Consider the following 19,111-nt stretch of genomic DNA (forward strand, 5'->3'; position numbering starts at 1 on the left):
GCCCTACGCCCCCAGCATGCGGGAGACCGTGTAGATCAGCAGCCCGGCCAGCGAGCCGACCACCGTGCCGTTGATCCGGATGAACTGGAGGTCCCGGCCGATGTTCGCCTCGATCTTCTTCGTGGTGTGCTCGGCGTCCCAGCCCGCCACCGTGTCGGTGATCAGGGAGGTGATCTCCCGGCGGTAGGTGGTGACCACGTACACCGCGGCACCCTCGACCCACGAGTCGACCTTGCCCTGCACCTTGGCGTCGGAGGCCATCCGCGCGCCCAGCGACAGCAGCGAGGCCCGTACCCGCATGCGCAGTTCGCTGCGCTCGTCCTCCGCCGCGGAGACGATCATGGATCGTACGGCCGTCCAGGCGGACGCGATCAGGTCCTGGACCTCCCCGCGGCCCAGCACCTCGGTCTTCAGCCGCTCCACACGCGCGCGGGTCTCCGTGTCGGACTGGAGGTCGGAGGCGAAGTCGGTGAGGAAGCGGTCGAGGGCGCCGCGCGCCGGGTGGGCCGGCATGTCGCGCATCTCGGTGACGAAGCGCAGCAGCTCCTTGTAGACGCGGTCGCCGATCTTCTTGTCCACGAACCGGGGCGTCCATCCGGGTGCCCCGCCCTGTACGGCGTCCATCACGGAGTCGCCGTGCAGGATCAGCCAGTCGTGGGCGCGGGAGACGATCAGGTCGACGGCCCGCCGGTGTCCGCCGTCGGCGACGATCCGGTCCAGCAGCTTGCCGATGCCGGGGGCGATCTCCTGCGCGTCGGCCCGCCGGGTGATCGCCTCCCCCACCACCGCCTGTACGTCGGAGTCGCGCAGCACGGTGAGGGCGCCGCGCAGGGCGGCGGACAGCTCGGCCGTCACCCGGTCGGCGTGTTCCGGGACGGCGAGCCAGGCGCCGAGCCGGCTGCCGATGCCGACGGCGCGCAGCCGCCCGCGTACGACGTCCTCGGAGAGGAAGTTCTCGCCGACGAACTCGCCGAGCGAGACACCCAGCTGGTCCTTCTTCTTCGGGATGATCGCGGTGTGCGGGATGGGGATGCCGAGCGGGTGGCGGAAGAGGGCGGTGACCGCGAACCAGTCGGCGAGCGCGCCGACCATGCCTGCCTCGGCGGCGGCCGACACGTAACCCGCCCAGGCGCCCGCGCCCCGGTGGGAGGCCCACTCGGCCAGGACGTAGACCACGGCGACGAACAGCAGCAGGCCGGTGGCGGTGAGCTTCATGCGGCGCACGCCGCGGCGCTTCTCCTCGTCGGCCGGGCTGAAGGCCGTCATCGCGCGATCGCGTACGGGACCGGGGCCGGGGTCGGGGTCGGAGCCAGTGCCTGAGTCGGCGCCCGTACTGGGGCCGGCACCCGTGCCTGGATCGGCACCCGTACCGGGGCCGGCACCCGTGCCTGGATCGGCACCCGTACCGGGGCCGGTGCCCGTACCTGGACCGGCGCCCGTGCCGGCGCGGGCGCCCGGGGCTGCGCGCCCCTCCCCCTCGACGGCGGATCCCCCGGCATCTCCCGTGCCCGCCCCGGCGTCCCGCCCGGTGCCTCCGGAACCCTCAGGAAGTTCCGCGTTCGCGCGTTCCATGCACTCCACCGTTCGCTGTTCCGTCCCGGACACATTGTCCCTTCCTGACCGACTCCCGGAACGGAACACAAGTTCCCTGCGTCTGTCCCGGAGGGGGAACGCCCGGGGGGTCCTGCGGCCTTTCCCCGGCCCATGACGCATCATGGGTTCATCGGACCGGAGCTTCGGGCTCCCCTCGCCCGAGGAGAACAGCACAGCATGACCCGGGGTCGTGACGGGGGTTCGGGGACACCCCCCACCAAACACCGTGCCCTGCTCGCGGCGATCGTCACCCTGATAGTGGCGATCTCCGCGGCCATATACGCCGGAGCGTCCGCCGACGACGGCACCAAGGACCGCACACCGCTCGCCGGCGGCCGTTTCCCGCGCGGCGACGCCGCTCCCGCCTCCACCGGCACCTGGGTCGGCGCCTGGTCCACCTCACCCGCGGCGGCCGAACCGGGCACCGAGGCGACCGGCATGGCGGGCCGCTCGGTGCGCAACGTCGTGCACACCAGTATCGGCGGCACCAGCGCGCGGATCACCCTGTCCAACCTCTACGGACAGTCCCCGCTGACCGTCACGCACGCCACCATCGCCCTGGCCGACGGCCCCGACACCGCCGCCGCGCTCGCCGACACCATGCGCCGGCTCACCTTCGGCGGCAGCCCCCGGGTCGTCATCCCGGCGGGCGGACAGGTGATGAGCGACATCGCCCGCATCACCGTCCCGTACGGCACGGACGTCCTGGTCACCACGTACTCCCCCGTACCGTCCGGACCGGTCACCTACCACCCGCACGCACGGCAGACCAGCTATGTCGCCGACGGCGAGCGCACCGCGGACGTCACCGCCGTCGCGTACACGACCGAGACTCGCTACTGGCGCTACCTGACCGCGCTGGACGTGCTGAGCCACGAGGCCGACGGCACCGTCGTCGCCCTCGGCGACTCGATCACCGACGGTTTCGGCTCCGAGGTGGACGCCAACAACCGCTGGACCGACGTCCTCGCCGAGCGCCTGCACGACGCGACCGAGGCCGGACGGGACACGCCCCGCTACAGCGTCGTCAACCAGGGCATCAGCGGCAACCGCGTCCTGACCGGCAGGGCCGGCCGGCCCGCCGACAACCCCAGCGCGCTGAGCCGGTTCGAGCGGGACGTACTGGAGCGCACCAACGTCAAGGTCGTCGTCATCGTCCTCGGCGTCAACGACATCCTGCACAGCCCCGAACTCGCCGACCGCGACGGCATCCTCGACGGCCTGCGCACCCTGGTCGACCAGGCCCACGCCCGCGGGCTGAAGGCCGTCGGCGCGACGATCATGCCGTTCGGCGGCTACAGCGGTTACACGCGGGCCCGCGAGACGATGCGGCAGGAGATCAACGAGGAGATCCGCTCGGGCCGCGTGTTCGACGCGGTCGTCGACTTCGACAAGGCGCTGCGCGACCCCTACGACCCGCGCCGACTGCGCTCCGACTACGACAGCGGCGACCACCTGCACCCCAGCGACAAGGGCTACGCGCGGATGGGCCGACTCCTCGACCTGGACGACCTGAAGGGCGCGGCACCGATACAGCTGTGACCGGGGCGGGCCGCCCGGACCGCACGGCACGGCACGGCCCCCGGGCACCGCACGGCACGGCCTCCGGGCACCCCGGCACCGCACAACCAGGCCCCGGGCCACCGGCAGGGCACAGGAGGGCCTGCCGACAACCGCCGCCCCTCCCGCCGCCGACGTCCGCTCACGGGCGATCCGCCCGGCGGCGCCCCGCTCAGTCCTCGCCCCGCCTGCGGCGGTCCCGCTCCTCGCGGCGCAGCTCGCGCTGGTCGCGGCGTTCGTCGCGGTGCTCGCGCAGCATGTCCCGATGGCCTTCGAGCATCCGGTTGTGAGCCCCCTCCACTTCCTCCCGGAAGGAGGAGTGCAGCCCCTTCCTCGCGGCCCGGCGCTCCAGCTTCTCCTGCCGGCGCTCCTCCTTCTGCCGCTGCCGCTCCGCCCGCGTCAGCTTGCGCTCGACACCGACCCCGCCCCACAGGGCGAACCCGGTCACGATGACACGCGGCCCGCCCGGATCCCCGGGGACGCCCTCCTCGCGGTGGTCGAAGCCGCCCATGACGCCGACACCGCGCACGATCACCTCGACACCCGGCGGCACGATCACGTTCATCCCGCCCATGATCGCCACGCAGTTGATCACGACCTCGCGGTCGGCGAAGTTCGCCTCACGCAGGTCGATGTCCCCGCCGCCCCAGAACGCGACCGAGTTGAAGCGCCTCGGCACCGTCCAGCGCCCCTTGCGCTGGAATCCGGACATCACGGCGACCGCCCACGACGACGACCCCTCGCCGCCGGTGATCCGGCCCGCCCAGTCCGCGCTTCCCTCGGGCTCCTTGGTCATCGACACCCGGGGCGCCACGCCCGCCCCGCCGACCGGCAGGTCCTGGGTGATCGGCGCCAGCTCCCCGTACGTCCGCGCGCTGTACGTGGTGTCCAGCCGCTCCTGGAACTCGGTCATGTCCAGACGCCCCTCCGCGAGGGCGTCCCGCAGGACCTCGGCGACTCGTTCGCGGTCGGCGTCGGATGCGCGGAGTTCCGGGGCGTCGTCGGTCATGCGATCAGCCTACGAGGTCACCGCGCCGGACACTACGCGCCCGAGCGTTCCGCGTACATCTTGGCGATCACCGACTCGATGTCCGGCTCCCGCACCGACAGGTCCACCAGCGGATACTCCGCCGCGATCCGCGCCACCAGCCCCGCCGCCGACGCCGACGCCGGGAACGCCAGCCACTGCCGCGGCCCCTCCACCCGCACCACCCGGGCGGGCGCCGGCGCCTCGATCGGCGGCAACTCCCGCTCCAGGTCCACCACCAGCGTCCGCTCGCTCTCCCCCGCCTCGTGCAGCCCGTCCAGCGGACCGTCGTACATCAGCCGCCCGTGGTCGATCACCATCACCCGGGAACACAGCTGCTCGATGTCCTGGAGGTCGTGCGTGGTCAGCAGCACCGTGGTGCCGCTCTCCGCGTTCAAGTCCCGCAGGAAACCCCGCACCTTGGCCTTCGACACCACGTCCAGGCCGATCGTCGGCTCGTCCAGGTACAGCACCTCCGGGTCGTGCAGCAGAGCCGCCGCGATGTCGCCGCGCATCCGCTGCCCCAGCGACAGCTGCCGCACCGGCACGTCCAACAGCTCCCGCAACTGCAGGAGTTCCACGCAACGGTCCAGGTTCTCCCGGTATCGGGCGTCCGGGATGCGGTACATGCGGTGCATCAGCCGGTAGGAGTCGATCAGCGGCAGGTCCCACCACAGCGTCGTCCGCTGCCCGAACACCACCCCGATGCGGTGCGCCAGCCGGATCCGCTCCCGCGCGGGATCGATACCGGCCACCCGCAGCCGGCCCCCGCTCGGCGTCAGAATGCCGGTCAGCATCTTGATCGTCGTCGACTTCCCGGCGCCGTTCGGCCCGATGTAACCGACCATCTCGCCCCGCGCCACGGTGAACGACAGCCCGTCCACGGCGCGGACCCGCCGCCGCTCCCGCTTCAGGAAACCGGTCTTCCTCCGCACGTCGAAGACCTTCTCCACACCGTCCAGCTCGATGAATCCCGCACCGGCCGACGGTCCCGCGACACCCTCCCCGGCCGACACCCCCAGCGCCCCCGGCGCCCTCGACTCCCTCGCTCCCTCCAACGCACTCGCCGCCCCCGGCTCCCCCGGCTCCCCCGGCTCCCCCTGCTCTCCCGGCTTCCTCACATCCCTCAACTCCCTCAACTCCCCGTACTCCGATACGAACGAAGCCCCGCCCGCCAGGCCAGCCCCGCCAGCGCGCAGCACGCCACGGCCGCGAACGGCGGCGTGAACGCCACCCACTCGGGCAGGTCCAGCGGATACGGCCGCCCCAGCACATAACTCGCCGGCAACCAGTTGACGAAGGCCAGCGGCACCACGAACGTCACCCCCCGCACCAGGTCCAGCGCGAACACCGTCGGCGGATACTGCAACATCGTCGTACCGCCGTAGGTGAAGGCGTTGGCCACCTCCGAGGCGTCCTGCGCCACGAACTGGAAGGCCCCCGCCGCCACGAACACCGCGCAGAAGATCCCCGCCCCGCTGAGCAGCATCACCGGCATCAGCAGCAGCTTCGCCGCCGACCAGTCGATGTCGAGGACCACCAGCGCGTACCCCAGCACCAGCACCCCCTGCGTCACCCGCCCGAGCCGCCGCAGCCCGAACCGGTCCGCCGCCACCTGCGCCAGCACCGGCGCCGGGCGCACCAGCAGCGTGTCCAGCGTGCCGTCCCGCACCCGGCGGCCCAGCCGGTCCATCGAGCCGATCGCCAGGTCCGCCAGCCCGAAGGACACACCGGACAGCCCGTACAGGAACGCCACCTCGGCCAGCGAATAGCCGCCCAGCGCGTCGACACGGGAGAACATCAGCAGGATCGCCACGAAGTCCAGCGCGGTCATCGCGAAGTTCCCGAACGTCGTCAGCACGAACGACGTCCGGTACGCCATCGTCGACCGGATCCACATCCCGACGATCAGCCCGTACGCACGCACCCCCTCGGCGACCCGGCCACGCGGCTCCACCCGCTCGAACCCCCCGGCCGTCCCCGTCACCCCGGCCTTCTCGGTCACCCCGCCCGCCTCAGCCACCCTGCACCACCACCCGTCGCGTCGCCGCCGACTGCACCAGCCGCCCCACCGCCAGCAGCGCCACTGCCCAGGACGCCTGGAAGACGAACGTCCCCCACGCGTCCGCCTCCCCCAGCAGCACATCCGCCGGCGCCTGCAACAGCGACGACCACGGCAGCGCCCGCACGACCTCGCCGAGCGCGCCCGGGAACACGTTCAGCGGCAGCAGCATCCCCGAACAGAACAGCCCCGCGAGCCACGCCATCTGCGTCACCCCCGTACCGTCCATCAGCCAGAAGGCCGAGAGCGCCACCAGATAGCGCAGCGCGAAACCCACCACCGCCGCCAGCACCACCGCCACCAGGAACGCCACCCACGTGGACACCTCCCGCGGCAGCGCCACCGGGAAGAACAGCGACCCGAACACGAACGGCACCACCCCGCGCCCCAGCAACTGGAACAGCGCCCGTCCCACATCCGCCGCCAGCCACCACAGCTGGAGATCCGCCGGCCGGTACAGATCGACGGCGATGTCACCCGAACGGATGCGCTCCATCAACTCGTCCTCGAACCCGCCGCCCCCGATCGCCAGCGCCGCCAGCAAGGCCTGCCCCAGCCACACGAAGGTGACGGCCTGCGCCTGGTCGTAGCCCCCGAGCTGCGGCTTCTCGTCCCACAGGGCCAAATACGTGTACACCAGGATCAAACCGAAGACCGTGTTGGTGAACACCCCGGCGGCGGTAGCCGCCCGATACGTCGCGTACCGCCGGAATCCCCCCGCCGCGACGGCCAAGTACAACCGCCCCGAGCCAGCGCCCACAGCCCCCTCCTCCGCCCGACACCAAAGCGCAGGAGCCTAGTGCGACGGCCATCACCCGTGCCACGCAATTTCACGGGTGTGCCAGCGAGCGGGAACGGAACCCCTGATGCGAGAGTCTTCTTGAGAGGCCGCAGAGGACACAGAAGGCACAGAGGCCACATAGGGCACAGAGGACACAGGGGCCCCAAAAGCCGCAGAAGCATACAAGGCCGTACGAGACCAGACCGTACGACGCGAAACAGGAGTCCGTGCACGAGATGAGCGACGAGCCGCAGCCGCAGCCGCAGCAGCCGAACAAGGGCTGGGCGCCGAGAAGGCCCCAGGCGGCCGGCAAGGGGAAACCGGACGCGCCGGACAAGCCGGACCAGGCGGGCGAGCCGAAGAAGGCCAAGCGGACCAAGCGGACCGGATGGCGCCGGCTGATCCCCACCTGGCGCATCGTGCTGAGCACCTGCGTCATCGGCGTCCTGCTGCTGATCGGCGGCTTCTTCCTCGGCTACTCCCTGGTGCACATCCCGGCCGCCAACGCGCTCGCCACCAAGCAGTCCAACGTCTACCTGTACGCCGACGGCAGCGTCCTCGCCCGCGACGGCGAGGTCAACCGGGAGAGCGTCGCCCTCGCCCGCATCTCCAAGGACGCCCAGCACGCCGTCCTGGCCGCCGAGGACCGCGACTTCTACACCGAGTCCGCCATCGACCCCATGGCGATGATCCGCGGCGGCTGGAACACCGCCACCGGCAAGGGCAAACAGTCCGGCTCCACGATCACCCAGCAGTACGTCAAGAACTACTACCTGGCCCAGGACCAGACCATCACCCGCAAGGTGAAGGAGTTCTTCATCTCGATCAAGCTCGACCGCGAGAAGAGCAAGAGCGAGATCCTCGAGGGCTACCTCAACACCAGCTTCTTCGGCCGCGGCGCCTACGGCATCCAGGCCGCCGCCCACGCCTACTACGGCATCGACGCCAAGGACCTCACCGCCGCCCAGGGCGCCTACCTCGCCTCCCTGCTCAACGCACCCAGCCAGTACGACGTCGTCGCCCACCCCGAGAACAAACCCGCCGCCGAGTCCCGCTGGAACTACGTCCTGGACGGCATGGCCGACCAGGGCTGGCTCACCGAGTCCGAACGCGCCGCCGCCGAGTTCCCCATGCCCAAGCAGACCACCATCTCCACCAGCATGTCCGGACAGCGCGGCTACGTCGTCAACATCGTCAAGAACCACCTCGTCCAGAACGGCATCGTCGACGAGGAAGAACTCGACCGGGGCGGCTACCGCATCACCACCACCCTCCAGAAAGACAAACAGGACGCCTTCGTCAAAGCCGTCGACGACAAACTGATGTCCAAACTGGACAAGAAGGACCGCAAGGTCGACACCTACGTCCGCGCGGGCGGCGCCTCCGTCGACCCCAGGACCGGCAAGGTCGTCGCGATGTACAACGGCATCGACTACGTCAAGCAGTACACACCCAACGCCACCCGCCGCGACTTCCAGGTCGGCTCCACCTTCAAGCCCTTCGTCTTCGCCTCCGCCGTCGCCAACGGCTCCAAGACACAGGACGGCCGCCTCATCAAGCCCGGCACCGTCTACGACGGCACCAGCGAACGCCCCGTCCAGGGCTGGAGCGGCGGCCGCTACGCCCCCGAGAACGAGGACCACCGCGACTACGGCGACGTCACCGTCAGCGAGGCCACCGACAAATCCATCAACGCCGTGTACGCCCAGATGGCCGTCGACGTCGGCTCCGACCGGGTCATGCGCACCGCGATCGACCTCGGACTCTCCCCCGACACACCCGAACTGACCCCCTCCCCCTCCATCGCCCTCGGCGTGGCCACCGCCAGCCCCCTCGACATGGCCGAGGCCTACGCCACCCTCGCCAACCACGGCAAGCACGGCACCTACACACTGCTGGAGAAGGTCCTCAAGGACGGCAAACACGAGGTCGAACTGCCCCAGCGGCGCGAGGAGCAGGCCGTCAGCCGCGAGGCCGCCGACACCACCACATCCGTACTCCGCAGCGTCGTCCAGAACGGCACCGCCACCGCCGCCCAGGCCGCCGGCCGCCCCGCCGCCGGCAAGACCGGCACCGCCGAGGAGGACACCGCAGCCTGGTTCGCCGGCTACACCCCCGAACTCTCCACCGTCGTCGCCGTGATGGGCCAGGACCCGAAAACCGCCGCCCACAAGTCGCTCTACGGCGCGATGGGCCTGGCCCGCGTCAACGGCGGCGGCGCACCCGCCGAGATCTGGGGCCAGTACACCCGCGACGCCCTCAAGGGCGAACCGGTCACCGACTTCGACCTCCGCATCCAGTCCGGCGCCAACGTCACCGAGTCCCCGTCCGCCGCGGCCTCCGACGAACCCGGAACCGGCGACGAGAGCGGCAGCGACGAACCGACCGGCGAGGAGGACACCGGCACCGACACCCCCGACCGGACCGGCGGCGGCAGCACCCCGCCCGCCTCCACCGGCGGCGACGACACCGGCGACCCGTCGGCCGGAGGCCCCACCTCGGGCGGCACCACCACCGAGCCGGGCCCCACCGGCGGCGGAGACGACTCGACCAACGGCGGCGACACCGCCGAGGACGGCGAAGGCGACTCGACCGGCGCGGACGGCGGCGATGACGACGACGAAGGGGACACCGGAACCATCGCCGGCATCCCCATCCCACCCCGCCGCCAGTGACCCACCGGGCCACCCCTCAGGTCAGTGCCCGGAGGTCGCCTTCAGACCCACCACCGCGACCAGCAGCAGACAGATGAAGAAGATCCGGGCGGCGGTCACCGGCTCCCCCAGCACCACCATGCCCAGCACCGCCGCACCGGCCGCACCGATCCCCACCCACACGCCGTAGGCCGTACCGATGGGCAGCGTCCGCGCCGCGTACGACAGCAACACCATGCTCGCGACGATCCCGGCACCGGTGAACAGACTGGGCACCAGACGGGTGAAACCGTCCGTGTACTTCATCCCGATCGACCAGCCGACCTCGAGCAGACCCGCGACGAGCAACAGAACCCACGCCATGACAGGCACCTCCGTGAAAAGAACTGAACGGTGGTGCGTCGTCTTTTCCTGGCCCGGTACGGCGCGTCTCGTCGGGTGCTTCCCAAGATAGCAAAGCCGGCACAAAGGGGCTGGTGACACCGGTCACCAGCCCCTTCCACGGCTACTTCCGCCGCTGTCCTACAGGTACAGCCCGGTCGAATCCTCCGACCCCTCGAACCGGTCCGCGGCCACGGCATGCAGATCCCGCTCGCGCATCAGCACGTACGCCGTACCCCGCACCTCGACCTCCGCACGGTCCTCCGGGTCGTACAACACCCGGTCACCCGGCTCCACGGTCCGTACGTTCTGACCCACCGCGACGACCTCGGCCCAGGCCAGCCGCTTACCGACCGCCGCCGTGGCGGGAATCAGGATCCCACCCCCGGAACGCCGCTCACCCTCACCGGCGTCCTGCCGCACGAGTACACGGTCGTGCAGCATCCGGATGGGCAGCTTGTCGTCCAGGGAGCTGTGCTCGTTCTTCTTGGCGCTCACGCCACGAACCTACCTGCCCCCGCTCAGCGCCCACGCCGCCGGGTACTGCCCAGGGCCAGCAGCCCCACGACCCCGACCACGACGAGCGCGGCGGGCACGACCCGCTCCATCCTCGGCGCGCCCTGCTCGTCCACGAACTGCGACTTCACATCGCTGACCACACGATTGACCTGGACGTAGGCCCGTCCGAGTGTGTGGTCGACGCTGGAAGCGACCTTGGCCTTCGCATCGCCCACGATCGTGCTCGGGTGCACCCGCATCCCGATCTCGTCGAGCGTCTCGGCCAGCACCTCGCGGCGGCGCTTGATGTCCGCCTCGATCTGCGCCGGGGTTCTGATGTCCGACGTGTCCGCCACCGTACGCCTCCGAAATCCGCTGAAGCTGTCCCGGACAGTCTGTCAGCTCCGGCGCTCGCCGCACTGTCAGGACCCCCGGTTACGCTGGATCGATGAGCGAGCGACTCCAGCCCGGGGACCCGGCCCCCGCCTTCACCCTCCCGGACGCCGACGGCAACGAGGTGTCCCTGTCCGACCACCGGGGCCGCAAGGTCATCGTGTACTTCTACCCTGCTGCCCTTACCCCCGGCTGCACGAAGCAGGCGTGCGACTTCACCGACAACCTGGAGCTGCTGGCCGACGCCGGGTACGACGTCATCGGCATCTCGCCGGACAAGCCGGAGAAGCTGGCCAAGTTCCGCGACACCGAGTCCCTGAAGGTCACCCTCCTGGCCGACCCGGACAAGAAGGTCCTCGACGCGTACGCGGCCTTCGGCGAGAAGAAGAACTACGGCAAGACCTACATGGGCGTCATCCGCTCCACGATCGTCGTGGACGAGGCGGGCAAGGTCGAACACGCCCTGTACAACGTCCGCGCCACGGGCCACGTAGCCAAGATCATCAAGGACCTGGGCATCTGATCCCCGTCCTCACAGGGGCCGTACCGCACTACCGGTACGGCCCCTTCCGTTTATCGTGCGTGACCGTCCGATAAACGGTTCGTTACTCCGTACGAGACCGCGAACGCGCGGCCGGGGACAGAGGGGCGGACAGGATGCCGGAGACTTCAGAGCCCACGCAATCGGGCACTTACGACAGGGACCGACTGGCACACACTGTCGCCGCGGCCCGCAACTGGACAGACCTGCTGCGACGACTCGGCCTCAAGGCGAGTGGCGGTCAGCGAAAGGTTCTCCAGGAAAAGGTCGCAGGCCACGGGCTGGACACGAGTCACTTCGTCAAGCGCAGCCCATGGCGCAAGTACCCCGACGCGGCCATCGCCGAGGCCACCGCCTCGGCGACATCGCTGCGGGAGGTGGCATTGAAGCTGGGAGCGACCCCGGCCACCGGAACCCTGTCCCACATCCGGCGCCGCATCAGCGCCGCAGGAATCGATGTCAGCCACTTCCCCGGCCTCAACCAGCCCGAGCCCGATCTGCCCTTCACTACAGATGAACTGCGTGCAGCCGCAGCAGCAGCTACCAGCGTGCGCGGCGTCGCACGTGCACTGGGTGTGCCGGACGACAGCCGTTCGCGCGCCACGCTGCGCCGCATGATGAGCACCCAAGAGATCGATACAAGTCACTTCTCGCACCGACGCCTGCACATTTCCGAAGAGCAGCTCCGCGACCTCGTACCGCGCTCCAAGAGCTACGCCGACGTCATGCGTAACCTCGGCCTGGAGGTCAATGACGTCAACCATCGACGCGTCCGACGCGCGGCTGCGCGTCTGGGTCTCGACACGAATCACTTCGAGCGTAGGCCCTGGGGGCGAGCTGAGCCGCCGGCCCCAACACCTACCGCTCACCGGGTACTGATCACCCTCCCCTCTCATGCAGGGCGAACGAACAGGGCTCAACTACACAAAGCCCTGGGTGAGATCGGAGTGCCGTACGCCTGCGAGACCTGCGGCAACACCGGTGCGTGGCTCGGTCAACCCATCACCCTGCAGATCGATCATGTCAATGGGAACTGGCGAGACAATCGTAGAGAGAACCTGCGGTATCTCTGTCCCAACTGCCACGCCCTGACGGAGACCTGGTGTCGCCGGAAGGGTAGGACGCCCCTCGCAGGGTGACCCGTGGCCCCGTACACTGAATGCCGCCGGTCGAGCACGATGACCGTTTTTGAGCGGCCGTGATGGAATTTGGCAGTCATGCTGGGTTTAGGTCCCAGTGGGTTCACACCCGTGTGGGTTCGAGTCCCACCGGCCGCACGCACAGAGGGGCCGCTCAACAGGCGGCCCCTCTGCCGTCACTCACCCCAACAATTCCCGCACCACCGGCACCAGCGCCCTGAACGCCTTCCCCCGGTGGCTGATCGCGTTCTTCTCCGCCGCCGTCAGTTCCGCGCACGTTCTCGTCTCGCCCTCCGGCTGGAGGATCGGGTCGTAGCCGAAGCCGCCCGTGCCGGCGGGGGTGTGGCGCAGGGTGCCCGGCAGTTGGCCCTCGACGACCCGTTCCGTGCCGTCGGGCAGGGCCAGGGCCGCCGCGCAGGCGAAGTACGCGCCCCGGTGCTCGTCCGCGATGTCGGAGAGCTGGGCCAGGAGGAGGTCGAGGTTGGCCTGGTCGTCGCCGTGGGTGCCGGACCAGCGGGCGGAGAAGATGCCGGGGGCGCCGTTCAGGACGTCGACGCAGAGGCCGGAGTCGTCGGCGACGGCGGGGAGGCCGGTGGCCCGGGCCAGGGCGTGGGCCTTGAGGAGGGCGTTCTCGGCGAAGGTGACGCCGGTTTCGCGCACGTCGGGGATCTCCGGGTAGGCGTCCGCGCCGACGAGGTCGTGGGGCAGGCCCGCGTCGGCGAGGATGGCCCTCAGTTCGGTGATCTTTCCGGCGTTGCGCGTGGCGAGGATCAGGCGGGTCATGGGTTCAGTATCCCGGGCGTCCGCCGGTCCCTTCGCACCCGCTCCCCTTACGGCGTGCAGACCTTCGTCAGTTCGCCCGCCGCGTCGGTGACGGGGCTGAGGTCGGGGGTGTTGTCGCCGTTCTCGACGGAGGTGCGGACGTTGTCGACGGCCTTGCCGAGGTCGTCGACCGCCTTGCTGACGTCGGTGTTGTCGGTCTGGTCGCCGATCTTGTCGAGGTTCTTGTCTATGGAGGTGAGGGATTCCTCGAGTTGCGTCGGGTCGTTGGACGCGTTCTCCACGGCCTGCTGGAGCGCGGTGACGCTGTCGGCGATGGCGTCGGCGGTCTGGACGCAGTCGAGGGCCTTGTCGACGGCGTCGCAGCCGGTGGTGAGGCCGGTCGTCAGGGCGAAGGTCGCCACGGCTGCGGCGGTGACGGTGATGCGGCGAAGTCGTCGGTGGCGGCTCGCGGCCATGGGTCTCGGTCCTCCCCTTGGGACAGGGCCGGGCGGCCCGTGTGCGATCGGTGCGGCGTCGGGCGTACGGCGGGTGCGTCGGCCGTACGCCCGTGGAGCTGCTGTAGTACTGCTGTACTGCTGTACTGCTAGTGACGCGGTGGCGGGCGGTGGAGTTGCGTGTCCGGGCCGCCTTTCTTGATGCGTCCTTGGGGTGCTCTTTACCTTTCGAGGGCCGTGCCGAGGGCCTTGCGCTGGAGGTCGGCCAGTTCGGTGCAGCCGGCGGCGGCGAGGTCGAGGAGGGCGTTGAGTTCGTCGCGGTCGAAGGGTGCGGCCTCGGCGGTGCCCTGGACCTCGACGAAGCGGCCGTCGCCGGTGCAGACGACGTTCATGTCGGTGTCGGCGCGTACGTCTTCCTCGTAGGGGAGGTCGAGGAGGGGGGTGCCGTCGACGATGCCGACGGAGACGGCGGAGACGGTGCCGGTGAGGGGCTTGCGGCTGGGCTTGATCAGTTTCTTGGTGGTCTGGGCCCAGGTGATGGCGTCGGCGAGGGCGACGTAGGCGCCGGTGATGGCGGCGGTGCGGGTGCCGCCGTCGGCCTGGAGGACGTCGCAGTCCAGGACGATGGTGTTCTCGCCGAGTGCCTTGTAGTCGATGACGGCGCGCAGGGAGCGGCCGATGAGGCGGCTGATCTCGTGGGTGCGGCCGCCGATGCGGCCCTTGACGGATTCGCGGTCGCCGCGGGTGTTGGTGGCTCGGGGGAGCATGGCGTATTCGGCGGTGACCCAGCCTTCGCCGCTGCCCTTGCGCCAGCGGGGGACGCCTTCGGTGACGGAGGCGTTGCAGAGGACTTTGGTGTCGCCGAAGGAGACGAGGACGGAGCCTTCGGCGTGTTTGGTCCAGCCGCGTTCGATGGTGACGGGGCGGAGTTGTTGGGGGGTGCGGCCGTCGATTCGTGACATGCGGGTGAGCCTAGCGGGCGTGCGTGAGGGGCCCTTCCCGTGGTGGATCCGTGGTGGAATCCGTGGTGGGAGGGGCCCCTCGGTGCGTTGAGCGTGCGCTCGGCGTGTGCCGGGCGTCTTTACATCATGTCTTCGATCTCGGCGGCGATCGGGTCGGCGTCGGTGCCGATGACGACCTGGATGGCGGTGCCCATCTTGACGACGCCGTGGGCGCCGGCGGCCTTGAGGGCGGCTTCGTTGACCAGCGCGGGGTCGTTGACCTCGGTGCGGAGTCGGGTGATGCAGCCTTCGATCTCGTCGATGTTCTCGATGCCGCCGAGGCCGGCGACGATCTTCTCAGCCTTGCTGGCCATGTTCGTTCTCCCTGATCCGAGCCGCTTTGTCGCAGTAACCCACAGTTGGCCCATCTTCGCGAGCCATCGTGCGGTCTGTCGCGAATGATGGCGTCACGACGGCGGAGCCGTCCGTCAACTGGTCTACACCAGTGTACCGGCGACCGGATCGAGACCGGATGGAGACCGGATGAGTGCCGACAGCGCGGCCAGTCCCGCTCGCGCCCGTTGGAACACGGCGTTCCAAGGGTTGCAGAAGATGGGGCGCAGTCTTCAGTTGCCCATCGCGGTTCTGCCCGCCGCCGGCATTCTCAACCGGCTGGGGCAGCCGGACGTGTTCGGGGACGACGGTCTTGGCTGGTCGAACGTCTCGAAGGTGATGACGGGCGCGGGGGGTGCGCTGCTCGACAGTTCGCTGGGGCTGCCGCTGCTGTTCTGTGTGGGTGTGGCCATCGGGATGGCGAAGAAGGCCGATGGTTCGACGGCGTTGGCGGCGGTGGCGGGGTTCCTCGTCTATTTCAACGTGCTGCGGCAGTTTCCGGAGGACTGTCCGGAGGGTTCGGAGGCGGTGCCGCAGGTCGGCTGCCGGGTGACGGACGGTTCGGGTGAGGTGACCGCGTTCGTCTTCCAGAATCCGGGGGTGTTCGGCGGCATCGTGATGGGGTTGCTGACGGCGTACTTCTGGCAGCGGTTCCATCGGACGAAGCTGGTGGACTGGCTCGGGTTCTTCAACGGCCGCCGGCTGGTGCCGATCATCATGGCGTTCGTGGCGATCGCGTTCGCGGCGCTGTGTCTGTGGGTGTGGCCGCCGATCGGTGACGCGCTGGAGAGTTTCAGCGACTGGATGACCGGGATCGGCGCGTGGGGCGCGGGTGTGTTCGGGCTGGCGAACCGGGCGTTGCTGGTGATCGGGCTGCATCAGTTCCTGAACGTGCCGATGTGGTTCCAGTTCGGCAGTTACACGAAGCCGGACGGCACGGTGGTGCACGGGGACATCAACATGTTCCTGGCGGGTGATCCGGACGCGGGTCAGTTCACGTCGGGCTTCTTCCCGATCATGATGTTCGCGTTGCCGGCGGCGGCGTTGGCGATCACGCACTGCGCGAAGCCGCACCGGCGCAAGGAGGTCGGTGGTCTGATGCTGTCGTTGGCGCTGACGTCGTTCGTGACGGGGATCACGGAGCCGTTGGAGTACTCGTTCCTGTTCATCGCTCCGGTGCTGTACGTGGTGCACGCGGTGCTGACGGGTGTGTCGATGGCGGTGACGTGGGGGCTGGGTGTGAAGGACGGGTTCAGTTTCTCGGCGGGTCTGATCGACTACGTCATCAACTGGAACCTGGCGACCCGGCCGTGGCTGATCATTCCGATCGGTCTGTGTTTCGCGGTGGTGTATTACGTGGTCTTCCGGTTCGCGATCACGAGGTTCGATCTGAAGACGCCGGGGCGGGAGCCGGAGGACGAGGTGGAGGACGTCACCAAGGTGTAGACCTCATGGGTCTCTCACGTACGCTTTGACCGTGGTCTTACGAAGGCCCTCGGACCGTTGGTCCGGGGGCCTTCGGCGCGCCTTCGCGCGGGTGCGTGCGTGTACGCGCACGGGCGTGGGCGGGTGCGCGGGGCGCGGGTGTGCGAGCGGGTGCGTGCGTACGGGCGCGGGCGGGTGCGCGGTTTTGATCGGGTACGGGGCGTAGTGTCCCGGTCGCGGAATCACGGGTTCCTTACGCGGCCTTCATCGTGCTACAACAGGTCTACACCACTGAGTGGTGTAGACCACCACCCGATGGAGGAAGTATGAGCACCGCCACCGACAAGGCGGCCCCCGCGAAGAAGCGGGGTTCTGGTCTTTTCCAGGGTTTGCAGAAGGTCGGCCGCAGCCTGCAGCTCCCGATCGCCGTGCTGCCGGCGGCGGGCATCATGGTCCGGCTCGGCCAGGACGACATCTTCGGCAAGGACGGCCTGGGCTGGGACCGGGTCGCCGCCGTCTTCAACAACGCGGGCGGTGCGCTGACCGGCTCGCTGCCGATCCTGTTCTGCATAGGCGTGGCCATCGGCTTCGCCAAGAAGGCGGACGGCTCGACCGCGCTGGCCGCGGTGGTCGGCTTCCTCGTCTACAGCAAGGTCCTGGAGGCCTTCCCGGTCACCGAGGCGGTGGTCAAGCAGGGCGAGGACGTCGCGGCGACGTACAACGACCCGGGTGTCCTGGGCGGCATCATCATGGGTCTGCTCTCCGCCGTGCTGTGGCAGCGGTTCCATCGCACCAAGCTGGTGGACTGGCTCGGCTTCTTCAACGGCCGCCGGCTGGTGCCGATCATCATGGCCTTCGTCGGCATCGTGGTCGGTGTCTTCTTCGGTCTGGTCTGGGAGCCCATCGGTACCGGCATCTCCAACTTCGGTGAGTGGATGACCGGCCTCGGCGCCGGTGGCGCGGCCCTGTTCGGCGGCGTGAACCGGGCGCTGATCCCGGTCGGCATGCACCAGTTCGTCAACACCGTGGCCTGGTTCCAGCTCGGCGACTTCACGAACTCCGCCGGTGAGGTCGTGAACGGTGACATCACCCGCTTCCTGGCCGGTGACCCGTCCGCCGGTATCTTCCAGTCGGGCTTCTTCCCGATCATGATGTTCGGTCTGCCGGCCGCCGCGATCGCCATCGCGCACTGCGCCCGCCCGGAGCGCCGCAAGGCCGTGATGGGCATGATGGTCTCGCTGGCCGCGACCTCGTTCGTCACCGGTGTGACCGAGCCGATCGAGTTCTCGTTCATGTTCATCGCGCCGGTCCTGTACGTGCTGCACGCGGTGCTCACCGCCATCTCGATGGCGCTCACCTGGGGCCTGGGGGTGCACGCCGGCTTCAACTTCTCGGCCGGTGCCATCGACTACGCCCTGAACTGGCATCTGGCCACCAAGCCATGGCTGATCATCCCGATCGGTCTGGTGTTCGCGGCGATCTACTACGTGACGTTCCGCTTCGCGATCATCAAGTTCAACCTGAAGACCCCGGGCCGCGAGCCCGAGGAGGAGGTCGAGGACCTCACGAAGGCGTGAGTCCCCGCCGTACGGCATGACGCAGGCCCCGGAACCGGGAAGGTTCCGGGGCCTGCGTCATGCCCGCGCGGTGCCTGTTCGTCCTGTCCTAGATCTCGTACACCGCGCCCGGTGCGGCGACCTCCGACGGGCCGTCGTAGACCTCGCGCGCGTCGGCGAGGTTGACCTGGGGGTCGGTCCACGGGGGGATGTGGGTGAGGATCAGGCGCCGGGCGCCGGCGCGGGCGGCGCTCTCGCCCGCCTCGCGGCCGTTGAGGTGGAGGTCGGGGATGTTCTCCTTGCCGTGCGTGAAGGCGGCCTCGCACAGGAACAGGTCGGTGTCGCGGGCGAGTTCGTCCAGGGTGGGGGTGACGCCCGTGTCGCCGGAGTAGGTCAGCGACCTGCCGCCGTGCTCGACGCGGATGGCGTAGGCCTCCACGGGGTGGGCGACGCGTTCGGTGTGCACGGTGAAGGGGCCGACCTCGAAGGTGGACGGCTTGACCGTGTGGAAGTCGAAGACCTCGCTCATGGACGAGGCCGAGGGGGTGTCGGCGTAGGCGGTGGTGAGCCGGTGCTCGGTGCCCTCGGGTCCGTAGACCGGGAGGGGGTCGCAGCGGCCGCCGTCGTGCCGGTAGTAGCGCGCCACGAAGTAGGCGCACATGTCGATGCAGTGGTCGGCGTGCAGGTGGCTGAGGAAGATCGCGTCGAGGTCGTAGAGACCGCAGTGGCGCTGCAGCTCGCCGAGGGCTCCGTTGCCCATGTCGAGGAGCAGCCGGAAGCCGTCGGCCTCGACGAGGTAGCTCGAGCAGGCCGATTCCGCGGACGGGAACGACCCCGAGCAGCCGACGACGGTGAGCTTCATGAAGCAGAAACCTCCGCTGGCGCGTGTGGAGAGACGGGGGTCGTGCGGTTTGTCGAGCGTAAGGCGCAAAACCTTTGGTCGCTCCTCC

At 69.5% G+C, this 19,111-nt stretch carries 19 protein-coding genes, 1 tRNA gene and 1 riboswitch; of the genes, 7 read left to right on the forward strand and 13 right to left on the reverse strand.

From position 1 onward, the window contains the following. Positions 1-3 precede the first annotated feature (3 nt). The gene (locus tag QC283_RS02560) at positions 4-1,266 is read right to left on the reverse strand and encodes a DUF445 domain-containing protein (protein ID WP_279559640.1); all 1,263 of its coding nucleotides are present in this window, start codon (positions 1,264-1,266) and stop codon (positions 4-6) included. A gap of 504 nt (positions 1,267-1,770) precedes the next feature. Here QC283_RS02560 and QC283_RS02565 point away from each other — a divergent pair. Continuing rightward, entirely contained in the window at positions 1,771-3,135 is a 1,365-nt protein-coding gene (locus tag QC283_RS02565) for an SGNH/GDSL hydrolase family protein (RefSeq protein WP_279559641.1), read from the forward strand. Between the two features lie 190 nt (positions 3,136-3,325). Here the strand turns inward: QC283_RS02565 and QC283_RS02570 are convergent, their stop codons facing one another. The 4 genes from QC283_RS02570 to QC283_RS02585 all read right to left on the reverse strand — a co-directional run bounded on the left by QC283_RS02570 (position 3,326) and on the right by QC283_RS02585 (position 7,002). Further along, the gene (locus tag QC283_RS02570) at positions 3,326-4,162 is read right to left on the reverse strand and encodes a DUF1707 SHOCT-like domain-containing protein (RefSeq protein WP_279559642.1); all 837 of its coding nucleotides are present in this window, start codon (positions 4,160-4,162) and stop codon (positions 3,326-3,328) included. Positions 4,163-4,194: 32 nt separating this feature from the next. Continuing rightward, a complete protein-coding gene (locus QC283_RS02575; protein WP_383529134.1) occupies positions 4,195-5,202 on the reverse strand; it encodes an ABC transporter ATP-binding protein in 1,008 nt (335 codons plus the stop codon). A gap of 113 nt (positions 5,203-5,315) precedes the next feature. Beyond that, positions 5,316-6,167: an ABC transporter permease gene (locus tag QC283_RS02580; protein ID WP_279559769.1), complete on the reverse strand. Its 852-nt coding sequence runs from the start codon at positions 6,165-6,167 to the stop codon at positions 5,316-5,318. A 28-nt stretch (positions 6,168-6,195) separates the two neighbouring features. Further along, the gene (locus QC283_RS02585) at positions 6,196-7,002 is read right to left on the reverse strand and encodes an ABC transporter permease (protein WP_279559643.1); all 807 of its coding nucleotides are present in this window, start codon (positions 7,000-7,002) and stop codon (positions 6,196-6,198) included. Positions 7,003-7,259: 257 nt separating this feature from the next. Here QC283_RS02585 and QC283_RS02590 point away from each other — a divergent pair, with 257 nt between their 5' ends. Continuing rightward, positions 7,260-9,698, forward strand: a complete 2,439-nt coding sequence (locus QC283_RS02590; RefSeq protein ID WP_279559644.1) for a transglycosylase domain-containing protein — start codon at positions 7,260-7,262, stop codon at positions 9,696-9,698. Positions 9,699-9,719: 21 nt separating this feature from the next. On the opposite strand, the gene QC283_RS02595 is transcribed toward QC283_RS02590, so the two are convergent. The 3 genes from QC283_RS02595 to QC283_RS02605 form a co-directional block, all read right to left on the reverse strand. Next, positions 9,720-10,040: a DMT family transporter gene (locus QC283_RS02595; protein ID WP_055417143.1), complete on the reverse strand. Its 321-nt coding sequence runs from the start codon at positions 10,038-10,040 to the stop codon at positions 9,720-9,722. Between the two features lie 32 nt (positions 10,041-10,072). After that, a riboswitch (guanidine-III (ykkC-III) riboswitch) is annotated at positions 10,073-10,137 on the reverse strand. A gap of 62 nt (positions 10,138-10,199) precedes the next feature. Further along, positions 10,200-10,502: a GroES family chaperonin gene (locus QC283_RS02600; RefSeq protein ID WP_202550399.1), complete on the reverse strand. Its 303-nt coding sequence runs from the start codon at positions 10,500-10,502 to the stop codon at positions 10,200-10,202. A 77-nt stretch (positions 10,503-10,579) separates the two neighbouring features. Next, positions 10,580-10,912: a DUF3618 domain-containing protein gene (locus QC283_RS02605; RefSeq protein ID WP_279559646.1), complete on the reverse strand. Its 333-nt coding sequence runs from the start codon at positions 10,910-10,912 to the stop codon at positions 10,580-10,582. A 92-nt stretch (positions 10,913-11,004) separates the two neighbouring features. Here QC283_RS02605 and bcp point away from each other — a divergent pair, with 92 nt between their 5' ends. The 3 genes from bcp (at position 11,005) to QC283_RS02620 (ending at position 12,767) form a co-directional block, all read left to right on the forward strand. Next, entirely contained in the window at positions 11,005-11,472 is a 468-nt protein-coding gene (gene bcp / locus QC283_RS02610) for a thioredoxin-dependent thiol peroxidase (protein WP_279559647.1), read from the forward strand. A gap of 134 nt (positions 11,473-11,606) precedes the next feature. After that, positions 11,607-12,629, forward strand: coding sequence for an HNH endonuclease (locus QC283_RS02615; RefSeq protein WP_279559648.1), 1,023 nt, complete (start codon positions 11,607-11,609; stop codon positions 12,627-12,629). Between the two features lie 53 nt (positions 12,630-12,682). Further along, positions 12,683-12,767: transfer RNA gene (locus QC283_RS02620), tRNA-Leu, on the forward strand. A 42-nt stretch (positions 12,768-12,809) separates the two neighbouring features. On the opposite strand, the gene rdgB is transcribed toward QC283_RS02620, so the two are convergent. From rdgB to QC283_RS02640, 4 genes are all read right to left on the reverse strand, one after another. Continuing rightward, positions 12,810-13,412 (reverse strand): RdgB/HAM1 family non-canonical purine NTP pyrophosphatase, encoded by a 603-nt coding sequence (gene rdgB / locus QC283_RS02625; RefSeq protein ID WP_279559649.1) that lies wholly within the window; start codon positions 13,410-13,412, stop codon positions 12,810-12,812. A gap of 47 nt (positions 13,413-13,459) precedes the next feature. Then, complete coding sequence (locus tag QC283_RS02630; RefSeq protein WP_279559650.1) at positions 13,460-13,867, reverse strand: hypothetical protein; 408 nt, start codon at positions 13,865-13,867, stop codon at positions 13,460-13,462. Positions 13,868-14,067: 200 nt separating this feature from the next. Further along, positions 14,068-14,808, reverse strand: coding sequence for a ribonuclease PH (rph, locus tag QC283_RS02635; RefSeq protein WP_279559651.1), 741 nt, complete (start codon positions 14,806-14,808; stop codon positions 14,068-14,070). A gap of 119 nt (positions 14,809-14,927) precedes the next feature. Then, a complete protein-coding gene (locus QC283_RS02640; RefSeq protein ID WP_064728108.1) occupies positions 14,928-15,161 on the reverse strand; it encodes a glucose PTS transporter subunit EIIB in 234 nt (77 codons plus the stop codon). Positions 15,162-15,330: 169 nt separating this feature from the next. On the opposite strand from QC283_RS02640, the gene QC283_RS02645 reads away from it, so the two are divergent. Both QC283_RS02645 and QC283_RS02650 read left to right on the forward strand, forming a co-directional pair. Further along, entirely contained in the window at positions 15,331-16,626 is a 1,296-nt protein-coding gene (locus QC283_RS02645; protein ID WP_279559652.1) for a PTS transporter subunit EIIC, read from the forward strand. A 305-nt stretch (positions 16,627-16,931) separates the two neighbouring features. After that, positions 16,932-18,182 carry a PTS transporter subunit EIIC gene (locus QC283_RS02650; protein WP_279559653.1) on the forward strand — a complete coding sequence of 417 codons (1,251 nt, stop codon included), beginning with the start codon at positions 16,932-16,934 and terminating at the stop codon, positions 18,180-18,182. 88 nt (positions 18,183-18,270) lie between these two features. On the opposite strand, the gene QC283_RS02655 is transcribed toward QC283_RS02650, so the two are convergent. Continuing rightward, a complete protein-coding gene (locus tag QC283_RS02655) occupies positions 18,271-19,023 on the reverse strand; it encodes an MBL fold metallo-hydrolase (protein WP_279559654.1) in 753 nt (250 codons plus the stop codon). Positions 19,024-19,111: the final 88 nt, after the last annotated feature.

This window comes from Streptomyces sp. DH41 (genome assembly GCF_029813785.1).
In the GTDB taxonomy this organism is placed as follows: domain Bacteria; phylum Actinomycetota; class Actinomycetes; order Streptomycetales; family Streptomycetaceae; genus Streptomyces.

Coding starts and splice junctions, on each gene's coding strand:
- QC283_RS02560 (WP_279559640.1), bottom strand. CDS start 1,266: ATGACGGCCTTCAGCCCGGCCGACGAGGAGAAGCGCCGCGGCGTGCGC.
- QC283_RS02565 (WP_279559641.1), top strand. CDS start 1,771: ATGACCCGGGGTCGTGACGGGGGTTCGGGGACACCCCCCACCAAACAC.
- QC283_RS02570 (WP_279559642.1), bottom strand. CDS start 4,162: ATGACCGACGACGCCCCGGAACTCCGCGCATCCGACGCCGACCGCGAA.
- QC283_RS02590 (WP_279559644.1), top strand. CDS start 7,260: ATGAGCGACGAGCCGCAGCCGCAGCCGCAGCAGCCGAACAAGGGCTGG.
- QC283_RS02595 (WP_055417143.1), bottom strand. CDS start 10,040: ATGGCGTGGGTTCTGTTGCTCGTCGCGGGTCTGCTCGAGGTCGGCTGG.
- QC283_RS02600 (WP_202550399.1), bottom strand. CDS start 10,502: ATGCTGCACGACCGTGTACTCGTGCGGCAGGACGCCGGTGAGGGTGAG.
- bcp (WP_279559647.1), top strand. CDS start 11,005: ATGAGCGAGCGACTCCAGCCCGGGGACCCGGCCCCCGCCTTCACCCTC.
- QC283_RS02615 (WP_279559648.1), top strand. CDS start 11,607: ATGCCGGAGACTTCAGAGCCCACGCAATCGGGCACTTACGACAGGGAC.
- rdgB (WP_279559649.1), bottom strand. CDS start 13,412: ATGACCCGCCTGATCCTCGCCACGCGCAACGCCGGAAAGATCACCGAA.
- QC283_RS02630 (WP_279559650.1), bottom strand. CDS start 13,867: ATGGCCGCGAGCCGCCACCGACGACTTCGCCGCATCACCGTCACCGCC.
- rph (WP_279559651.1), bottom strand. CDS start 14,808: ATGTCACGAATCGACGGCCGCACCCCCCAACAACTCCGCCCCGTCACC.
- QC283_RS02640 (WP_064728108.1), bottom strand. CDS start 15,161: ATGGCCAGCAAGGCTGAGAAGATCGTCGCCGGCCTCGGCGGCATCGAG.
- QC283_RS02645 (WP_279559652.1), top strand. CDS start 15,331: ATGAGTGCCGACAGCGCGGCCAGTCCCGCTCGCGCCCGTTGGAACACG.
- QC283_RS02650 (WP_279559653.1), top strand. CDS start 16,932: ATGAGCACCGCCACCGACAAGGCGGCCCCCGCGAAGAAGCGGGGTTCT.
- QC283_RS02655 (WP_279559654.1), bottom strand. CDS start 19,023: ATGAAGCTCACCGTCGTCGGCTGCTCGGGGTCGTTCCCGTCCGCGGAA.